This is a genomic window from Actinoplanes sp. NPDC019969 (assembly GCF_055562375.1).
Map to the genome: position 1 here is coordinate 197,268 of NZ_JBVHFK010000011.1, position 17,601 is coordinate 214,868.

Consider the following 17,601-nt stretch of genomic DNA (forward strand, 5'->3'; position numbering starts at 1 on the left):
GCAGCCGGTTCCGGGTGGCCCGGGCGGAAGGATCGACGGTATTCCCGTCGCATCCTCGAGGAGACCTCCATCGTGCGTGAACTGCTCGGCATTCTCACCGCGGCCGCCGTCACGGCCACCGGCGCCATGGCCGCCGCCTCGCCCGCACAGGCCGCCCCGGCCGCGCCGGCGCTGCGGTTCCATTCCACCCAGTACGACTCGCCGGGCGCCGACAACCGCTCGGCCGCCAGCCTCAACGCCGAGTGGATCGCGCTGGTCAACACCGGCGGCGCGGCGGTCGACCTGCGGGGCTGGAAGATCGTCGACAAGTCCCGGACCTACACCTTCGGCAACGTCGCGATCGCCGGGAAGGGCGGCGTGCTGTACCTGCACACCGGCAGGGGCGCCGACACCAGGACGCACCTGTACTGGAACTCCGGCAACTACGTCTGGAACAACACCGGCGACACGGCGACACTGCGGGACCGGGCCGGCAAGGTCCACGACACGTGCACGTGGACCCAGAAGGCCGGCCGCGCCTGGGCCGGCTGCTGACCTCAGGCCGTCGCGACGGTGGGCCGCTGCAGGGTGCTGGTGAGGGCGTCGGCGGTCATCGGGCGGGCCAGGTGGTACCCCTGCGCCAGGTCGCAGCCCAGCTCGCGGAGTACGGCGAGGGTCGCGGCGTCCTCGATACCCTCGGCGACGACGGTCAGGCCGAGGGTGTGGCCGAGTTCGGTGGTGGAGGCGACCAGCGCCCGGTTGCCGCGGTCGACTGCCATGTTCGTGACGAACGACTGGTCGATCTTGAGTTCGTCCAGGGGCAGCAGCCGCAGATACGTCATCGAGGAGTACCCGGTGCCGTAGTCGTCGATGGACGTCTTCACGCCGAGCGCCCGGATCTGCTGCAGGGTCTCGATGGCGGTGTTCGGGTCGCTCATGATGCTGTGCTCGGTGACCTCGATGCAGAGCAGGTCGCCGGGCACCCCGGCCTGGCGCAGCAGGGCCGCCAGGCGGTGCGGGAACGTGGTGTCCAGCAGGGACCGGGTGGAGAGGTTGACCGCGACCGGGATCCGGTGGCCGGCGTCGAGCCAGGCGCGGGCCTGGGCCAGCGCCTGCGTCAGCACCAGGTGGGTGAACCGGTGGATCAGGGTGGTGGCCTCCAGCACCGGGATGAACTGTCCCGGCGAGATGGGTCCCTTGACCGGATGCTGCCAGCGGGCGAGCGCCTCGACACCGGCCAGCGCGCCGGTCTCGATGGCGACCTTCGGCTGGTAGTTCAGGGTGAGCCCGGCGCCGCTGTCGAGGGCGCGGCGCAGGTCGCCGAGCAGGGTGAGGCGGGCGGTGCTGTCGTCGCCGTCGTCACCGGCGGTGAACCGGCGGAACCCGAGCCGCTGCTGCTTGGCGTGGTTCATGGCGCTGTCGGCGTGCCGCAGCACGGCCGGCACGTCCTCGCCCGGACCGGCGGTCGCGGCGCCGATGCTGACCTCCAGGTCGACGGTGAGGTCGTCGATGACGAACGGCTCGTCGAAGGCGTCGGTGAGCCGGGTGGCGACGGCCTCGCCGATGGCCGGGTCGGTGTCGCACAGCAGGACGGCGAACTCGTCGCCGCCGAGCCGGGCGACGAAGTCGTGGACGCGCACCGAGGCCCGCAGGCGGCGGCCGACATGGGTGAGCAGCAGGTCGCCGATGCCCTGGCCGAGCTGGTCGTTGACGTCGCGGAAGCCGTCGAGGTTCACCACCAGCACGGTGACCCGGCCCCGGGGGCTGTTGCCACGGCGGCGGCGATGGCTGGCGGTCTCGGTCAGAGCCTCTCGGGTACGGGTGAGGAAGCCGGCGCGGTTCGGCAGGCCGGTGAGCGGGTCGGTCGCGGCGGTCGTCTCCACCTGACGGCGATGCGCCCGTGTCGACCAGAAGATCAACAGCAGCACCACCAGGCTCAGTACGAACGCCAGCGCGTTACGCCACAGCAGGTGCCGTGACTCGCGCTGACCGTCCGCCAGCTTGGCGGCGTGGGTGGCGAGGTGGTGGTCCCGTTCCGCCAGCACCACCTCCATGATCGACGCGATGGCGGGTTCGATCGTCTCCTCGAGGGTGTCCTCCGCGGTTCCCATGTCCCCGAGGTCGATCGAGCGCAGGTAGGCGGCGACGTCCGGCCGCATGATCCGGTGCGCCTGCACGATCCCGGTGGCGAGCCGCTGGTGCTCGTGGTCGATGGCCGCCACGTGCTCCATGGCGTGCTGGGTCCGCTCGTGCACGGCGAGGAGCTGCTTGCGTTCCTCGCCCTGCGGCTCCCGCAGCGACGCCTGGATCAGCGCCATCTCCCAGTTCACCAGCGAGGCGGTCTCCTGGTAGGCGTCGGTGTCGGCGCTGTCGTCGGCGATCTCGTCGACGATGCCCGCCTGCCGCCAACTGCCGTTGACCGCGTACCCGGACAGCCCGGCCAGCACGACGGCGAGCACCCCGACCAGCCACCATGAAGCGACCCGCGCCGAACCCATCGTCACCTCCGCCCACCCTGCCCTCCGCTCCTATCGGCATCGGACGGGCGGACATGACATCTCCGGCGCCGGGGTCAGCGGTTGACGTAGGCGGCGAGGCCGCCGAGCTCCTCGCTGGCGATGAAGACCGACCGCACGTTGAGGATGGCCTCCTCGACGTGCGCGGGGCAGCCCCACGCCGCGTCGCCCCACGAGTCGGCGACCTTGAGTTCGGCGGCGGCGGTGCAGCCGGCCGCGCCGCCGAGCTGGCAGTGCTCCGGGTGCGGGGCGGTGGCGTGGGTGGCCGCGGCGGCGCGCATCCGCTCGGTGAGTTCGGCGGCGGCGGTGGCGCGTTCCTCGGCGGCGGCCCGCAGCCGCTGTTCGGAGCGGACCGTCCGGGCCAGTTCGTCGTGGGCGGCCCGGGCGCGGGCTTCGGCGGCCTCCTGGGCCTGCTCGATGTGGTGGCGTTCGATGGCCAGGGCGGCGGTGCCGGCGAACAGGTGGGCGAGCGCCAGGTCGGTGTCCTGCGGGACGCGTGGCGTGCGGTGGTACATGGCGAACGTGCCGAGCAGGGCGCCGTCGCGGGCCAGGATCGGGGTGGACCAGCAGGCGGCCAGGCCGGCGCGGGTGGCCAGGTCGCGGAAGTCGGCCCAGTACGGGTCGGTGGTGATGTCCGTGACGATGACCGGTTCGCGCCGGTGGGCGGCGGTGCCGCAGGAGCCGACGCCGTCGCCGGTGGCGATGCCGTCGATGGCCTCGTTGTAGAAGGCGGGCAGGCTGGGCGCGGCGCCGTGCCGCAGGTGCCTGCCGTCCGGGTCGGCGAGCAGGACGGAGACGAGGACGTCGTTCGCGGAGAGTTCCTCGATGCTGCGGGCCATCCCGTCGAGCACCTCGGCCAGGGGCGCGCGGCGGGCGATCTGCTCGAGCAGCGCGCGGTGTTCCGCGGTCAGCCGCTGGGCATGCTTGACCTGGGTGGTCTCCACGCCGATCATCCGGATCCCGATGACCGCGCCGGTGGCGTCCCGGCGCGGCTCGTACGTGAAGTCGAAGTACGCCTCCCGCGCGTGCGGGCCGTCACCCAGCAGCACCCGGGCGTCCCGGCCGGTGTACGGCTCGCCGGTGCGGTAGACCCGGTCCAGCAGGTCGAGGAACCCCTGGCCCTTCAGCTCGGGCATCAGCTCGGCGAGCGGGACGCCGGTGCGGGCCCGCTCGGCGCCACCGATGGCGGCGAAGAACGCCGGGTTCGCCGTCTCGACGATGTGGCCGGGCCCGCTGAGGGCCGCGAACACGGCGATGGACTCGCCGAACAACGTCCGCATGTCGTCGGCCGCCGCGTCCTGCTGCTGGCCCGATACCGCCGTCATGCGCTGCCTGCCCGTCATCGTCATCGGTCCGATAGTTGCCTTGCGGCAAATGATGGGGCCAGCGTACGCGGGGACAGCCGCTACCGCTCGGTCAGACGGCGGTCACCGCGTTCCCGGAAGTGTCAGGGGGGCCTGCTAGCTTTCCGGCACTGTTCGACCCACGAAGGAGCGCCGGTGACCATCAACTTTTTCCTGGATACGTTCGCGGGCCTGCCCGTCGTGGCGTGGGACGACGAGAACGATCCGGCCGATCCGGCCGCCGTGGCCTGGCGCCTCGACATGAACGAGGAGCAGAACGACGACGAGCTGCGCGCCGCGCTCGAACGGGTGCTGGAGCGCACCGGTCCGGCCGGGCCGACCGCGCTGATCTTCGGTGAGTGGTGCGAGCCGTTCGAGGATCCGTTCCCGTTCGAGGTGCTGATCGACAACGCGGAGCGGCTCGGCGCGCTGCGGTCGCTGTTCATCGGCGAGATGAGCTTCGAGCAGTGCGAGATCTCCTGGATCATCCAGGCCGACTACGCCCCGCTGCTGCAGGCGTTCCCGGCGCTGGAGCGGCTGTGGATCCGCGGCGCGGACAGCCTGGCGTTCTCCCCGGTGCGCCACGAGAACCTGCGGGAGCTGGTGATCCAGTCCGGTGGCCTGCCCGCCGCGGTGATCCGGCAGATCCTGGCGTGCGACCTGCCGGGCCTGGAGCGCCTGGAGCTGTGGCTGGGCGTGGAGAACTACGGCGGCGACGCGACCGCCGACGACCTCGCGCCGCTGCTGTCCGGCCGGCTGTTCCCCGCGCTGACCCACCTCGGCCTGTGCAACTCGGAGATCGTCGAGCAGCTCGCCACCGCGGTGGCCGCCGCGCCGATCGTCGCCCGGCTGAAGGTTCTGGACCTGTCCTACGGCGTGTTCGGTGACGCGGGCGCCGAGACGCTGCTGGCCGGCCAGCCGCTCACCCATCTCGACCAGCTCCGGATCACCCACCACTTCATGACGAAGGAGATGGCGCAGCGGCTGGCCGACGAGCTGCCGGGTGTCGTCGTGGACGTCTCCGACCCGCAGGACGAGAGCCGTGGAGGCCGGTACACCGTCGTGGCGGAATGATGCGTCTCGCCGTCGTCGGCAACCCGGAGAACCGCCGGGTCGCCCTGTTCACCGCCGCCGCGCAGCGGTTCGGCCTGCCCGCGCCCGAGGTCTTCGCCTGGCACGACGTGCTGACCTCGGGCCGGGTCCCCGGGCCGGGCACCGTCGTGCGCATCGACTCGCCCGGGGAGAACGCCGAGGTGGACCGGCTGCTGCGCGGCGCCGACGTCCCGGCCGAGCACGGCGAGATCGTCGGTACGGCGGCGGCGTTCCGCGGTCTCGCCACGGCGCTGTCCACGGTCCGGGCCGGCGGCGGTCATCTGCTGCAGAGCGTCGGCGACATCCTGACCATGACCGACAAGCCACGGTGTCACCGGCTGCTGTCGCGGGCGGGGATCCCGGTGCCGGAGGCGCTCGGCCCGATCGACGGTTACGACGCGTTGCGCGCCGCGGGCCGGCGACGGGTGTTCGTCAAACCGGCCTACGGCTCGTCGGCGTCCGGGGTGATGGCCGTGGCGTTCGCCGGCCGGCGGGTCACCGCGGTCACCTCCGCCGAGCTGCACAACGGCAGGATCTTCAACAACCTACGAGTCCGCCGTTACGACGACGAGGCCTCGATCCGGGCCATCGTCGACCGGCTGGCCGTGGACGGGCTGCACGTCGAACGGTGGTACCCGAAGGCCTCCCTCGGCGACCGGGTGCTGGACCTGCGGGTGGTGGTGATCGCCGGGGAGGCCCGGCACGTCGTGGCGCGCACCAGCCGCAGCCCGATGACGAACCTGCATCTCGGCAACGCCCGCGGTGACGTGGCGGCGGTCCGGGCGGCGGCCGGCGAGACGTCGTGGCGGGCCGCGATGCGCACCTGCGAGTCGGTCGCCGGCCTGTTCCCCGGCACCCTGCAGGTCGGCGTCGACCTGATGTTCCGGGTCGGGTGGCGTGACCACGCGGTCGCCGAGGTCAACGCGTTCGGCGACCTGCTGCCCGGGGTGCTGGCCGGCGGGCTGGACACCTACGCCGCACAGGTCGGCGCGATCGTCGACGGGCGGGCGGGGGTGCCGTGCGCGATCTGATCGGCAGTCACGACCTGCTCTTCGTCACCCTGGACACGTTGCGGTTCGACGTCGCCGCGGATCTGCTAGCCCGCGGGCGCACGCCGCACCTGGCGAAGGTGCTGCCCGGCGGGGTCTGGCAGCGGCGGCACACCCCGGCCAGTTTCACGTACGCGGCGCATCACGCCTTCTTCGCCGGGTTCCTGCCGACCCCGGTGACGCCGGGCCCGCACGAGCGGATGTTCGCGGCCCGGTTCGGCGGCAGCGAGACCAGCGGCCCGGGGACGTGGGTGTTCGACGCCCCGGACCTGCCGGCCGCGCTGACCGCCGCCGGCTATCACACGGTCTGCCTGGGCGGGGTCGGCTTCTTCAACCCGGCGTCGCCACTGGGCCGGGTGCTGCCGGGCCTGTTCGCCGAGGCCCATTGGGAGCCGGCGTTCGGGGTGACCGCCCCGGACTGTCTCGGCGCCCAGCTGGACCGCCTGGCGGCGATCATCGACGGCCTGCCGGCGCGGCGGCCGCTGTTCACGTTCCTCAACGTGGCCGCCATGCACCAGCCGAACCGCCACTACCTGCCCGGCGCCGCCGACGACAGCCCGCAGTCGCACGCGGCCGCCCTGGAATACGTCGACGGCCTCCTCGACCGTCTCTTCGCCCTGGTCACCGGCCGGGGCCGGCCCTGCCAAGTGATCATCTGCTCGGACCACGGCACCCTCTACGGCGAGGACGGCCACACCGGCCACCGCGTCGCCCACGAGACCGTGTGGACCGTGCCGTACGCCGACTTCCTCCTGGACCCCTCATGAACCTGGACGACTCCCCCTATCAGGGCTACCTCTACGCCTACCCCCACAAGACCGCCTACCGGCGTCTCGACCCGCGCCCGGAGCTGACCGGTGTGTGGGCGGACGAGCGGCAGGACTCCCTCTTCGGTTACGTGCATCTCCCGTTCTGCGAGATGCGCTGCGGCTTCTGCAACCTGTTCACCCGCGCCAACCCGCCCGCCGAGCAGGTCACCGCCTACCTCGCCCAGTTGCGCCGCCAGGCCGCCGCGGTGCGGGACAGCCTCGACCCGGCCGCCCGGTTCTCCCGCCTGGCGATCGGCGGCGGCACCCCGACCTACCTGACCGCCCCCGAGCTGGAGTCGCTGTTCGCCGTTCTCACCGACGCCTTCCCGGCCGCCGCGCCGGCGGTGCCGCTGTCGGTGGAGACGTCCCCGGCGACCGCCACCCCCGACCGGCTGGCGGTGCTGGCCGCGCACGGCACCACCCGGATCAGCATCGGCGTGCAGAGCTTCCTCGACGCCGAGGCCCGCGCCGCCGGCCGCCCGCAGCGGCTCACCGAGGTGCTGGCCGCACTGCAGGCGATCCGGGACGCCCGGATCCCGGTGCTCAACATCGACCTGATCTACGGCATCGACGGCCAGACCGCGGCGACCTGGCAGCACTCCCTCGACGAGGCGCTGCGCTGGCGGCCCGAGGAGCTGTACCTGTACCCGCTGTACGTGCGCCCGCTGACCGGGCTGGGCCGGCGCGCGCACGCCCGCGCCGACTGGGACCGGCAGCGCCTCGACCTGTACCGGCAAGCCGTCGACGTGCTCACCGCCGCCGGCTACGTGCGGCATTCGATGCGGCAGTTCCGCCGCGCCGGAGCGCCGGTCCCGGACGGCCCGGACTACTGCTGCCAGGACGACGGCATGGTGGGATTGGGGTGCGGCGCCCGGTCGTACACCACCGATCTGCACTACTCGTTCGACTACGCGGTCAGCGTGTCCGAGGTCCGTGGCGTCATCGACGACTACCTGTCGCGGCCCGCCGGCGATTTCCGGTACGCCGAGATCGGCTTCCACCTCGACGCGGTCGAGCAGCGCCGCCGCTGGCTGCTCAAGTCGCTGCTGCGCGCCGAGGGCATCGACCCGGCCGCTTACCGCGACCGGTTCGGCACCGCCCACGACGACGACTTCCCGCAGCTCACCGAGCTGGTCGACCGGGGCTGGCTGGACGGCGGCCGGACCACGCTGACCGCCGACGGCCTGACCCGGTCCGACGCGATCGGCCCGTGGCTGGTCTCCGGCCCGGTCCGTGAGGCGATGGGGGCGTTCGTTCTCCGATGACTCCCGTGATGATCGGCATGCCCACGCCGGTGCGGGCCGACGGCGATCTCTACGTGCTGTACCGGGGTCCGCTGGCCAGCTGCAACTACGACTGCCCGTACTGCCCGTTCGCCAAGCGGGTCGACCCGCCGGACCTGCTGCGCGCCGACCGCGCCGACCTGGACCGGTTCCTCGGCTGGGTGGAGGCGACCACCGACCGGCGGCTGTCGGTGCTGTTCACGCCGTGGGGCGAGGGCCTGACCCGCTCGTGGTACCGCGACGCCGTCGTCCGGCTGTCCCACCTGCCGCACGTGGCCCGGGTCGCGATCCAGACCAACCTGGCCACCCGCACCGGCTGGCTGGCCGCCGCGAACCCGAAGGTGGCGGCGTTGTGGGCGACGTACCATCCGGGGCAGGTCACCCGCGAACGGTTCCTGGGCCGCTGCCGCGAACTCGACGGCCTCGGCATCCGCTACTCGGTCGGCGTCGTCGGCCTGCCGGAGCACCACGCCGAGGCGGTGGCGTTGCGCGCGGCCCTGCCGGCTCACGTCTACCTGTGGATCAACGCGGCCGACGGTCACACCTACACCGCCGGCGAGGAGCAGCGCTGGACCGCGCTCGATCCCCGGTTCGGCGACAGCGTGCGGCCTCACCCGTCGCGGGGCCGCCCCTGCCACGCCGGCGAGACCGCCATCTCGGTCCTCGGCGACGGCACGGTCCGCCGCTGCCACTTCATCCCCGACCCGATCGGCAACCTCTACGACGGCAGCTGGCGCACCGCCCTGCGCCCCCGCCCGTGTTCCAAGGAGCTGTGCGACTGCCACATCGGCTACGTCCACTTGAAACCCCTCCAACTGCGCGAGGTGTACGCCGCCGGCCTGCTCGAACGCATCCCCGCCGACTGGCCCCGACCCGCCCGGCGGCTCTCCTAGGGTTTCTGCGGGCCACCGAGCTGGAACAGCGCGAGATCGACCTGGCGCGCGGACCACTCGTGCCCGGCGCCGGCCAGTTCCGCACGGCACTGCTCGATGCGCTCGAGGTAACGCCCGTACCGGCCGGGCCGGTTGTCCAGCGAGAGACCCAGGCGGTGGAGACCCGCATGCGCCCGCGTGTCGTAGACGGCGAGCCGCCCCGGCGCCGCCACGAAGCACACCACCGACGCGAGGGCGTCCCCGATGCCGAAGCCGGGCAGTGGGGACAGCGCCGCACGCGCGGCCGCGGCAGCCTCCGGAACCGTTCGCGTCACATCCCGCGCGGCGACGACGGCACCCTGGGTGTGCTGCCGGACCTCCTGCTCGGGGCGGCTCATGAGAGCCGCCATCCACGGGGTGTCCGCACGAAGTCGTTTCCAGGCGGTCAGAGCGCCCAGATCCAGCTTCCCCACACTCCCCGTCTCGTCCACGCGGGCGGCGACTTCCCCGATGACCTCGTCGTAGGCGTTGCTGACCTCGGCGGCGTACTCGCCGGCGGCGGCGACCAGCCGCTCCACCCGCTCCTGGATCTCCATCCCGGGAGGGTGCCACAGCCGTCACGCGGCTCCGGTGTCGAGGGCCTCCCGCACCGTGTCGATCCCGGAACGGATCATCGACCCGTAGTCGTCGTCGGGAAGCAGCCGCAGGTCCGTGGTGGCGGCGGCCAGGTGATGCCGGGCCGAGGCGGGGTCGCCGGTGCGGCGGTACGCGTCGGCCAGGTTGAGGTGCAGGGACGGCAGGAAGGCACGCACCTGGAGCGAGTCGTGGAAACGGCGGGCCCGCTCGTCGTCCAGGCCGGTCACCGCCGCGAGCGCCCGCTGGTCCCACAGCAGCTCGTCGGCGGCCTGGTCCTGCAGGTCGGCGAGGTAGTGCGCGATGCTGCACCGGTGCAGCGCGTCCCCGTCGTCACCGGCGCTGTCCCACAACGCCGTCAGGGCTTCCCGGGCGGCGGCCCGCTCCCCCGCCCGGCCCCGTTCGACTGCCGCGCCGATGGCGGCCATGACGGTGTCCGGTTCGGTCTTCGGTGACTCCGGCATCGTGGTCCTTCCCGTTCGGTGGGGTGTTTCCCCGCACGGCAAGGGTGGTGCCTCGACCAGGTCGAGGGTCAAGGCGAACGCCGGTCACCGCCCGGAATCGATCCAGCCGCGCAGGTGCGCCGCCGCCTGATCCGGGGCGATCGCGCGGGCGGGCGGCGCCGCGATGGCGGAAACGCGGTGCGGTGGCGTGTGCGCTGTGACCCGCAACGGCTCCGACGGCGGGAGGAGTTCCGGCGCGGAGGACTGCCGAACTGTCCCGCGACGGCGGGCGGCCAGTAGCAGGACGGCGGCCAGCAGGGCCACCAGCACGGCCGCGACGGCCAGGACCGCCGGCCGATGGTCCGTCACGGGCGCGGTGACAGGGCTCGGGGCAGCCTGGAACGGCATGGCGGCGACGGTCACCACGTCGCCCCGTTTCCGGTCGATACCGGCGGCGGTGACGACGAGTTCCCGTACCCGGGCCAGATCGAGATTCTTCGCCGCCGTCGCGTCGACCAGCACGGCGACGGTCAGCCTCGCGACGTCGCCGGGCGCCTCCCGGCGGGTCTCCCGCACCGAGTCGAACGCGGTGGTACGGGCCACCTCACTGCTCACGGACCGGGCGCCGCTGCCGTCGGCGTACGTCCGCCGGCTCACCCGTTCGGACACGGCCCCGGCGGCGGGATCCCGGGTGTAGGTGGTGCTGGTCGTCTCGACCTGGTCCAGGTTCAGTGCCACGGTGGTGGTGACGACCGACCGGCCGGGGCCGACCATCGCGTCCAGCATGCGTTGCAGCGCGCCGTCGAGCCGTTCCTGGTACGCCGCAGGCCGCGCCGTCTCGGCCGCCGCCGCGCACCCCGGGGCCAGACCGATCCCCGCGCCGACGGCGAGACCCGCCAGCAGGAGCCTTCCGGCGACCTTGCTCATGCCGTACCTCCGCACGGGTTTTCCGCTCCGATCACCCGTCCCCCATCGGGCGGCAGCCGCCCCACTTGATCGTTCCCGCGGTTGCGCCTCGGTTGCGCGCTCCGTCAGCGCCGGGATCAATCCGACATCACGCTCCGATCACGACACCATGAAATCAACCTTTAGTTGATCATGAATCAGCCGAAGGAATGGCGCCGCCGCCGAACACGGCACAAAGACCCGCCGACCGCCGATGTCACCGGTCCACAACGCGGAGTGATCTTGGCCGACCCGGCCGGTTGAATGACCTCGCGGCCGGACGACGGACTGGAGCCCGGCCACGACGAGTCCAACCAGACCAGTCCGTGGAGCCACCTGTGACATTCCCTCAGAACGACCAGTTCCCCCCGGCCGGCCCGAACGGCCCGGCCGCCCCCCAATACGCGGTGATGCAGCCCCCACCGCCCAAGAAGAAGAAGTGGCCGTGGATCGTCGGCGGCATCCTCCTCGCCATGATCCTGGGCTGCGTCGGCATCGTCGCCGCGCTCGGCACCGCGGCGAACAAGGTCGTCGAGACCATCGACGACAACGCGTCGGGCAAGAACGCCGTCGCCGGTGAGATGGGCAAGCCGGCGCGGGACGGCAAGTTCGAGTTCACCGTCAGCAAGATGGACTGCTCGAAGGCCAGCGTCGGCGAATCCGTCCTGGCCCAGAAGGCGCAGGGAACCTACTGCATCGTGAGTCTCACCGTGAAGAACATCGGTGAGCAGGCCCAGACGTTCGACGGCACCAGCCAGAAGGCCTACGACGCCGCGGGTACCCAGTACTCCAACGACAGCACCGCCGAGATCGCCCTCGCCGGCAACGCGAACACCTTCCTGGAGCAGATCAACCCCGGCAACCAGGTCAAGGGCCAGCTTGTGTACGACGTACCCAAGGGCACCAAGCTCACCGCCATCGAGCTGCACGACTCGTTCCTGTCAGCGGGCGTCAAGATTCCGCTCGCCTGACCGCGCCGCACCCGCCGATGCCGTCCCGGGAAGGATCCGGGGCGGCGTCGCCGCGCGCTCACCTGCCGCGGGAGCCCAGCGGGGCCGAGCGCCTGCCGACGGTCCGCTCAGTCGCCCGCAGGTAGAGATAGCCGGCCAGGCCGACCGGTAGCATCGACCAGAACGACACGATGCGGTAGCCCAGCACGATGCCGACCGCCTGCGCCGCCGGGGCGCCCGCGGTGACCAGGCCGGCGAGCAGACTGGCCTCGATCACCCCGAGCCCGCCCGGGGTCAGCGGGATCTGCCGGATCACCTGGACGCTCAGATAGACGCCGGCCAGATGCTCCCAGCGCAGCTCCGCGCCGAAGGCGGCCGCGATCAGCATGAGGCAGACCAGGTCGAACACCCATTTGCCGGCGGCGAAGGCGAGCACCGTGCCCCAGGCGCGGCCCGGCACGTCACGGCCCATCGTCACCATGCGGGCCAGCGACGCGGCGAACCGGGCCACCCGCGGCCAGCGGACCAGGCTGCGTTTGATCCGGGCCCGGTCGAACGGGATGGCCGGCCGCACCCGGGCCAGCAGCACGATCACCGCCACCCCGGTCACCGGCACCCACAGCAGGGCGGGCGCGGCCACCAGGAATCCGCCCGCGGCCAGCGTCACCAGGGCCAGCGCCGACACGACACCGGACAGCACGGTCACGGCAGCGGCGGCGGCGGGGGTGGCGCCACGGGCCACGTACTGGCGGAAGGTGTAGGCGGCCGACACCACGGCCCCGGCCGGGGCCACCGCGCTGACCGCGTTGCCGGCGCTGGTCAGGGCCACCGTGTCGGCCCGGTTGATCGGCACGCCGAAGCCCCGGAGCAGACCGTGCTGCTGCAACGCGAAGCTGAGCTGGGAGATCAGCCCGGCCAGCACGGCCAGCGACGCCCACCCCGGGTCGACCGCCCGCAGCAGGCCCAGCACGGACGCCGGGTCGGGGAACTGACGGCGCACGAGCACGGCCGCGGCCACCAACGAGGCCACCAGCACCACGGCCCGTAGCCACTTGCGCCACTTCCCCCGGGATTCCATGGCGCCGATCATCCAGGGGCCGGGCGAATCCGCGCCACCCCGCAGGTCACGGTACGGCTGAGGCGCTGGTCACCGGCTCGCGTTCAGCTGGAACCGCGGACGGTCAGGGTGGTCGGCATCCGGGGCGGCGCCGGCTGGGCCGGGTCGAGCAGGTGCCGGACGGCGGAGGCCGCCTCGTCCTCGGCCGGCATGAACACCGACGACAGGTCGGCCGCCTCGGCCAGGGCGCTGCCGTCGAACCCGACGACCGCGACGTCGTCGCCGACCCGGCGGCCCGCCTCACGCAGCGCCTGCAGCACCCCCATCGCGGTGACGTCGCAGGACGCGAACACGGCGTCCAGCCGCGGCTCCCGGGCCAGCAGCTCCCTGGTCGCCGCGTAGGCGCGGGCCTGGGTGAAGTCGCCGTCCACACCGAGCACCGCCCGGGCCGCGCCGGCCATGCCGCGCAGGAACCCGGCCTTGCGCTCGCGGGCGCACGGGGTGGCCGGGCCGTAGACCGCGCCGACATGCCGGCGGCCGGTGGTGACCAGGTGGACACCGGCCTGGAAGCCGCCGCCGTCGTTGTCGGGGGCGACGAACGCGACGCCCGGCGCGGACCGGCCCAGGGCGACCACCCGGCCACGACGGGCATATCCGGCGCCGGCCAGCCCGGGCACGTTGATCAGCAGCCGCCCGAACGGCGGGTCGGTGTCGCCGGCCGGCGCGTGCGGGACGCGGCGGACCTCCAGCGCCACGTCCAGATCGCCGAGGGCACGCATGGCGCCGGTCAGCACCCGCCCGTAGAACGGTTTCGCGCTCATCGCCGCCGGGTCCGGGTCGACGATCAGGATCTCGATGCGGTCCCGCCGGTCCGTGCCGCCGCGGCCGGTCGCCAGCGCCCGCGCCACCGGGTGCGGCTCGTACCCGAGCCGGGTGGCGACGGCGCGCACGTGCTGCCGGACGGTCTCGGAAGCGCCGTAGGCCCCGTTCATCGCCCGGGAAGCGGTGGCCCGGGACACGCCGGCGACCCGGGCGACGTCGGCGAGCGTGGGACGCTGATCCGTCATGGCCCTACGATATCGACGCGCCGCTCAGCGTGCCGGGCCGCGGGACCGCCCGCTGCCGCAGCTGCCGGCACACCTCGCGGAACAGTTGCGGACGGTGGTGGAACTCCAGGCCCTGCTCCCACATCGCGGTGTTGATCCGCCTGCCGTCGCGCAGCACCAGGAAGACCGTCTTGCCGGCCGGGATCCGCAGCGGCCCGGCCCGGTGCACGACCTCGTCGACGAACACGCCGTCCACGTCGGACCACGGGATCGTGCGGGTCCGCAGGACCCCGCGCACCCGCACGGCCTGCTCGCTGAAATAGACGCCCATCCGCGCGACCTGCCACGACCCGGCCGCCCACGTCACGACGAACAGGGCCGCCAGCAGCACCGCGACGTCCATGCCGAGGCCGAAGAGCCGCACCGTCGTCCAGTGCAGGTAGGCCAGGCCGAGAGCCTCCCAGACCACGACCGCCCACCGGGCCCGCGCGGGCTGCCAGGCCCGCACCCATTCCTCGACCATGATCCATCCGTTCGCCCGACGACACGCCGTATCGGATCTGCACGCTAGCCAACGTGACGGGGGGACGTCCGTAGTACTTTTCGGTCGAGTTGACGGGGGCCTGACGATTTTCATCCGGCCGGGTTCGCTCGTCAGGTCTGGATCAGTGGCTCGTACTCCTCGGCGGTCAGGCCGAACGTCCAGGCGACGCCTTCGCGGGCGGTCCGGGTCGACGGTGGGACGCGCAGCCAGTAGACGCGGCTGGTCCCGTCCGGCTCCGGGGTCGCGTTGACCACCTCGACCATGACGAGGGGCTCGTCGCCGGGCAGGTCGAGCCACCACAGCGTGCCGGTCTCGTCGGTGCCGCGCTTGCGGGCGCCCGCGTCGCGCAGGTAGCGGTCGTAGCCGTAGTGCTCCAGCATGACCCGGCGGATCTCGGCGTTGTCCTCGCGGCGGATCCGGTCGACGGTCAGCGACGGCAGCTCGGCGGCCAGGCCGGCGGGGATCGGCATGCCCCGCCACGCCCACAGGCCGTAGCCGTCGGGGAAGGCCAGGGCGGCGCCCTCGCCCCGGTGCAGCCGGCCGACGTTGTCGCGCTCCAGCAGACCGGGCCGCTCGGTGAGGACGGCGACCGTCTCGGTGGCCCACCACCAGCCGCTGTGCCGGGCCACCTGGGCGAGACCGGTCAGCGCGTCCATCAGGCCGGCCCCGGGAACCAGTGTCGCGGCGGCCTCGAAAGTGCTCAGCCAGGTGCCGTCGTGCTGGCCGTAGATCGCGTCGAACAGCGGCGCCCGCACCGTCCGGCCGAGGCCGCCGGGCAGGCCGGTGAGCAGGTCCTCGCCGAGCCGGGTCCGCAGCCGGCCGGCGATCAGGTCCATCACCAGCGCCCACGACCGGCGGCCGGCGGCGGCGCTGAGCTGTGCCCAGCCGTCGGCGCCGAGCGCGTCCACGGCGGCGGTGCGGGCGGCCGCCCAGGGCTCGGTGCGGATCCGGCGGCGCACCGAGCGGCCCGCCGTCTCCCCGGGGGTCCAGCCCTGCCGGAGCAGGTCCGCGCGGACCGCGGCGAGCCAGTCCGGCGTCTCGGCGGACGCGGGGATCCCGGTGGTGAGCAGGGCGACGGCGGCTGTGCCCGCGCGCGGCGACCCCAGCCAGTAGATGCGCCGCGGTGGTTCGAGGCCGGCGAGACGGTAGGCGGCGCGCACCCCTTCTTCGGCGGCCGCGTGCTCGGCGGGCCCGGTCCGGACCGCGGCGGCGAGCCACTGGTCCTCGACGGCGGCGGCCATCGCCTCCTGGGCGTGGGTCAGTCTCATCGCTGCCGCCGCTCAGTCCGCGACCGGGCGGAACGCGCCCGGAATGTATTCACGCTGGCGGACCACCCGGTAGTGGCCGGCGGGGATCGGGATCGGCCCGTGTTCCTCGTGGGTGACCCGGCCGTGCGCCGGCGCCACGACGAACATCGACTCCGGGTCGTCGAGGTCGGCGAGCAACTGCAGACCCGGCCCGGCGATCACGTGGGCGTGGCCGGTGGCCTCGCCGCGGGCCAGCACCATGCGCCCGCGCCGGTCCCGCGGAACCGGCGCGCACGCGGGCACCGACTCCTCCGGCACCGGGATGATCAACACATCGCCCTGACGGTACATCCGGCCTCCCCGAACAGCTCGTCTCTGTCGGGAGGGACGCTATCGCCGGGGTACGACACTTTTCCGCGCCTCCCGCCGCGAGGCCGTCAACCCTGATCGCGCCCGGCGCGATCAGGTCGGCTGACGCCACTCCCCGGACCGTCCGCATCGGACACCGCCTAGACTCCGGCCCGCTGTCACGATCACGGGGAGACTTCATGACGTTGCGGGGAATGCGATGGCTGGCCGGGGTGGCCGGTGCTGCTCTGATCAGCGGCTGCGGCGCGGGCGCGCCCGTCGGGACCATGCCGGAGAAGAGTGCCGCCGTCACGCCGTCGGTGGCGGCGCCGGCGGCGTTCGACCCGCCGCGCACCTTCGGTGACGACGGCGCGCCGCTGCCGGCGAACGTGCGGGCGACCGGGGACTCCGGGGCGCTTCCGGTGGCGCTGTCCGGCACCCGGGCGTACGTGGCCACGCTGAACCGCCTCGACGTCGTCGACCTGACGACCGGATCGGTCACCGGCACCCTGGCCCCGGAGAACGAGCCGGCGTTCGCGGACGACGCCGTCGGCTGGGCGGGCTACGCCGCGACGGCGCCGGTCCGGGCCGGTGACGGCGACCAGACCCGGTTCGTCACCGCGTTCGCCGCCACCGTCCGGGGCGAGGGCACCACCGCGCCGCGCCCGGTCGTCGAGGTGCTGGCCGTCGACGCCGCGACCGGGCGGGAAGCGGCCCGGGCGCTGTTCGAGACCGATCCGGGCGCCGAGAAGGAGCAGCCGGTCGTCGTCGGCGCCCGCGGTGCCACCGTCGTCCTGCGGGTCGGCGCGGACACCACCGCCGTCGACCTCACCACCGGGAAGAAGGTGTGGCAGCGGCCGAAGTTCCACGCCAAGACCGTCGCCGGTGACCTGGTGGTCGGTGAGGACGAGAGCCTGACCGTGCTGCGGGGCCTGGACGTGGCCGGTGGCGCGCAGAAGTGGCAGTCGAAGCCGTACACCATCGTCAAGGCCGCCCCGGGCAGCGCCCGGGTGTTCACCGCCACCGGCACCGCCGCCGACGGCAAGGAGGTGTTCCAGCTCATCGACGCGGCCTCCGGCCGGATCCTGTCGAACGACACCGCGGACAGCCCGCTGCCGTACCGCATCGACTGTGTCTGGGACCAGGCCACCGTGACCGTGTGCCAGACCCGGCACCCGCAGCAGTGGACCGGCGCCTTCGACGACGACGGCAAGTGGCTGTGGGAGCTGCCGGGCAGCGGCCGGATCGCGCCGCATGTGACGACGGCCTGGCACGGCGCCGTCTACGGCAGCACCGACAACGGGCCGGTCGTGCTCGACGCCCGTACCGGCGCGGACCGGGAGACGCGTCCGGGCGCCGCCCCGGCCCTGGTGAACGAACATTTCGGCATCTCCGACGCCGACGTCAAGAACATCCGCAGCGCGCTCCCCGCACTGTCCTGATCA

At 73.2% G+C, this 17,601-nt stretch carries 18 protein-coding genes; 8 read left to right on the top strand and 10 right to left on the bottom strand.

Going from position 1 to position 17,601, the window contains the following annotated elements; all coding sequences use genetic code 11:
- Positions 1-72 precede the first annotated feature (72 nt).
- Positions 73-534, top strand: a complete 462-nt coding sequence (locus ACZ3II_RS30615) for a lamin tail domain-containing protein (protein ID WP_465521737.1) — start codon at positions 73-75, stop codon at positions 532-534.
- A gap of 2 nt (positions 535-536) precedes the next feature.
- On the opposite strand, the gene ACZ3II_RS30620 is transcribed toward ACZ3II_RS30615, so the two are convergent.
- On the bottom strand, positions 537-2,477 hold the full coding sequence (locus tag ACZ3II_RS30620; protein ID WP_465522072.1) for a putative bifunctional diguanylate cyclase/phosphodiesterase: 1,941 nt from the start codon (positions 2,475-2,477) through the stop codon (positions 537-539).
- Between the two features lie 74 nt (positions 2,478-2,551).
- On the bottom strand, positions 2,552-3,820 hold the full coding sequence (locus ACZ3II_RS30625) for a GAF domain-containing protein (protein WP_465521739.1): 1,269 nt from the start codon (positions 3,818-3,820) through the stop codon (positions 2,552-2,554).
- A gap of 174 nt (positions 3,821-3,994) precedes the next feature.
- Between ACZ3II_RS30625 and ACZ3II_RS30630 the strand changes: the two genes are divergently transcribed.
- From ACZ3II_RS30630 to ACZ3II_RS30650, 5 genes are read left to right on the top strand one after another with little or no spacing between them, the layout of a single operon-like run.
- Positions 3,995-4,912 carry an STM4015 family protein gene (locus tag ACZ3II_RS30630; protein WP_465521741.1) on the top strand — a complete coding sequence of 306 codons (918 nt, stop codon included), beginning with the start codon at positions 3,995-3,997 and terminating at the stop codon, positions 4,910-4,912.
- Positions 4,909-5,961, top strand: a complete 1,053-nt coding sequence (locus tag ACZ3II_RS30635) for an STM4014 family protein (protein WP_465521743.1) — start codon at positions 4,909-4,911, stop codon at positions 5,959-5,961. The genes ACZ3II_RS30630 and ACZ3II_RS30635 overlap by 4 nt, the downstream gene beginning before the upstream one ends.
- Complete coding sequence (locus ACZ3II_RS30640) at positions 5,949-6,746, top strand: STM4013/SEN3800 family hydrolase (RefSeq protein ID WP_465521745.1); 798 nt, start codon at positions 5,949-5,951, stop codon at positions 6,744-6,746. Before ACZ3II_RS30635 ends, ACZ3II_RS30640 begins: the two co-directional genes overlap by 13 nt.
- Entirely contained in the window at positions 6,743-8,053 is a 1,311-nt protein-coding gene (locus tag ACZ3II_RS30645; RefSeq protein ID WP_465521747.1) for an STM4012 family radical SAM protein, read from the top strand. The genes ACZ3II_RS30640 and ACZ3II_RS30645 overlap by 4 nt, the downstream gene beginning before the upstream one ends.
- Entirely contained in the window at positions 8,050-8,964 is a 915-nt protein-coding gene (locus ACZ3II_RS30650; RefSeq protein WP_465521749.1) for an STM4011 family radical SAM protein, read from the top strand. Before ACZ3II_RS30645 ends, ACZ3II_RS30650 begins: the two co-directional genes overlap by 4 nt.
- Here the strand turns inward: ACZ3II_RS30650 and ACZ3II_RS30655 are convergent.
- The 3 genes from ACZ3II_RS30655 to ACZ3II_RS30665 all read right to left on the bottom strand — a co-directional run bounded on the left by ACZ3II_RS30655 (position 8,961) and on the right by ACZ3II_RS30665 (position 10,946).
- Entirely contained in the window at positions 8,961-9,539 is a 579-nt protein-coding gene (locus tag ACZ3II_RS30655) for a hypothetical protein (RefSeq protein WP_465521751.1), read from the bottom strand. The genes ACZ3II_RS30650 and ACZ3II_RS30655 overlap by 4 nt on opposite strands.
- A gap of 21 nt (positions 9,540-9,560) precedes the next feature.
- A complete protein-coding gene (locus tag ACZ3II_RS30660; protein ID WP_465521753.1) occupies positions 9,561-10,040 on the bottom strand; it encodes a hypothetical protein in 480 nt (159 codons plus the stop codon).
- Between the two features lie 84 nt (positions 10,041-10,124).
- The gene (locus ACZ3II_RS30665) at positions 10,125-10,946 is read right to left on the bottom strand and encodes a flagellar M-ring protein FliF C-terminal domain-containing protein (protein WP_465521755.1); all 822 of its coding nucleotides are present in this window, start codon (positions 10,944-10,946) and stop codon (positions 10,125-10,127) included.
- A gap of 356 nt (positions 10,947-11,302) precedes the next feature.
- Here ACZ3II_RS30665 and ACZ3II_RS30670 point away from each other — a divergent pair, with 356 nt between their 5' ends.
- Entirely contained in the window at positions 11,303-11,935 is a 633-nt protein-coding gene (locus ACZ3II_RS30670; RefSeq protein ID WP_465521757.1) for a DUF4352 domain-containing protein, read from the top strand.
- 58 nt (positions 11,936-11,993) lie between these two features.
- On the opposite strand, the gene ACZ3II_RS30675 is transcribed toward ACZ3II_RS30670, so the two are convergent.
- From ACZ3II_RS30675 to ACZ3II_RS30695, 5 genes are all read right to left on the bottom strand, one after another.
- A complete protein-coding gene (locus ACZ3II_RS30675; protein WP_465521759.1) occupies positions 11,994-12,992 on the bottom strand; it encodes a lysylphosphatidylglycerol synthase transmembrane domain-containing protein in 999 nt (332 codons plus the stop codon).
- A gap of 83 nt (positions 12,993-13,075) precedes the next feature.
- Positions 13,076-14,038, bottom strand: a complete 963-nt coding sequence (locus ACZ3II_RS30680) for a LacI family DNA-binding transcriptional regulator (protein WP_465521761.1) — start codon at positions 14,036-14,038, stop codon at positions 13,076-13,078.
- A gap of 4 nt (positions 14,039-14,042) precedes the next feature.
- Positions 14,043-14,540 (bottom strand): PH domain-containing protein, encoded by a 498-nt coding sequence (locus tag ACZ3II_RS30685; RefSeq protein ID WP_465521763.1) that lies wholly within the window; start codon positions 14,538-14,540, stop codon positions 14,043-14,045.
- A 131-nt stretch (positions 14,541-14,671) separates the two neighbouring features.
- Positions 14,672-15,829, bottom strand: coding sequence for a DUF6745 domain-containing protein (locus ACZ3II_RS30690; RefSeq protein ID WP_465521765.1), 1,158 nt, complete (start codon positions 15,827-15,829; stop codon positions 14,672-14,674).
- Between the two features lie 12 nt (positions 15,830-15,841).
- Entirely contained in the window at positions 15,842-16,159 is a 318-nt protein-coding gene (locus ACZ3II_RS30695; RefSeq protein WP_465521767.1) for a hypothetical protein, read from the bottom strand.
- A gap of 197 nt (positions 16,160-16,356) precedes the next feature.
- Here ACZ3II_RS30695 and ACZ3II_RS30700 point away from each other — a divergent pair, with 197 nt between their 5' ends.
- Positions 16,357-17,598, top strand: coding sequence for a PQQ-binding-like beta-propeller repeat protein (locus tag ACZ3II_RS30700; protein WP_465521769.1), 1,242 nt, complete (start codon positions 16,357-16,359; stop codon positions 17,596-17,598).
- The last annotated feature ends 3 nt before the right edge of the window (positions 17,599-17,601 follow it).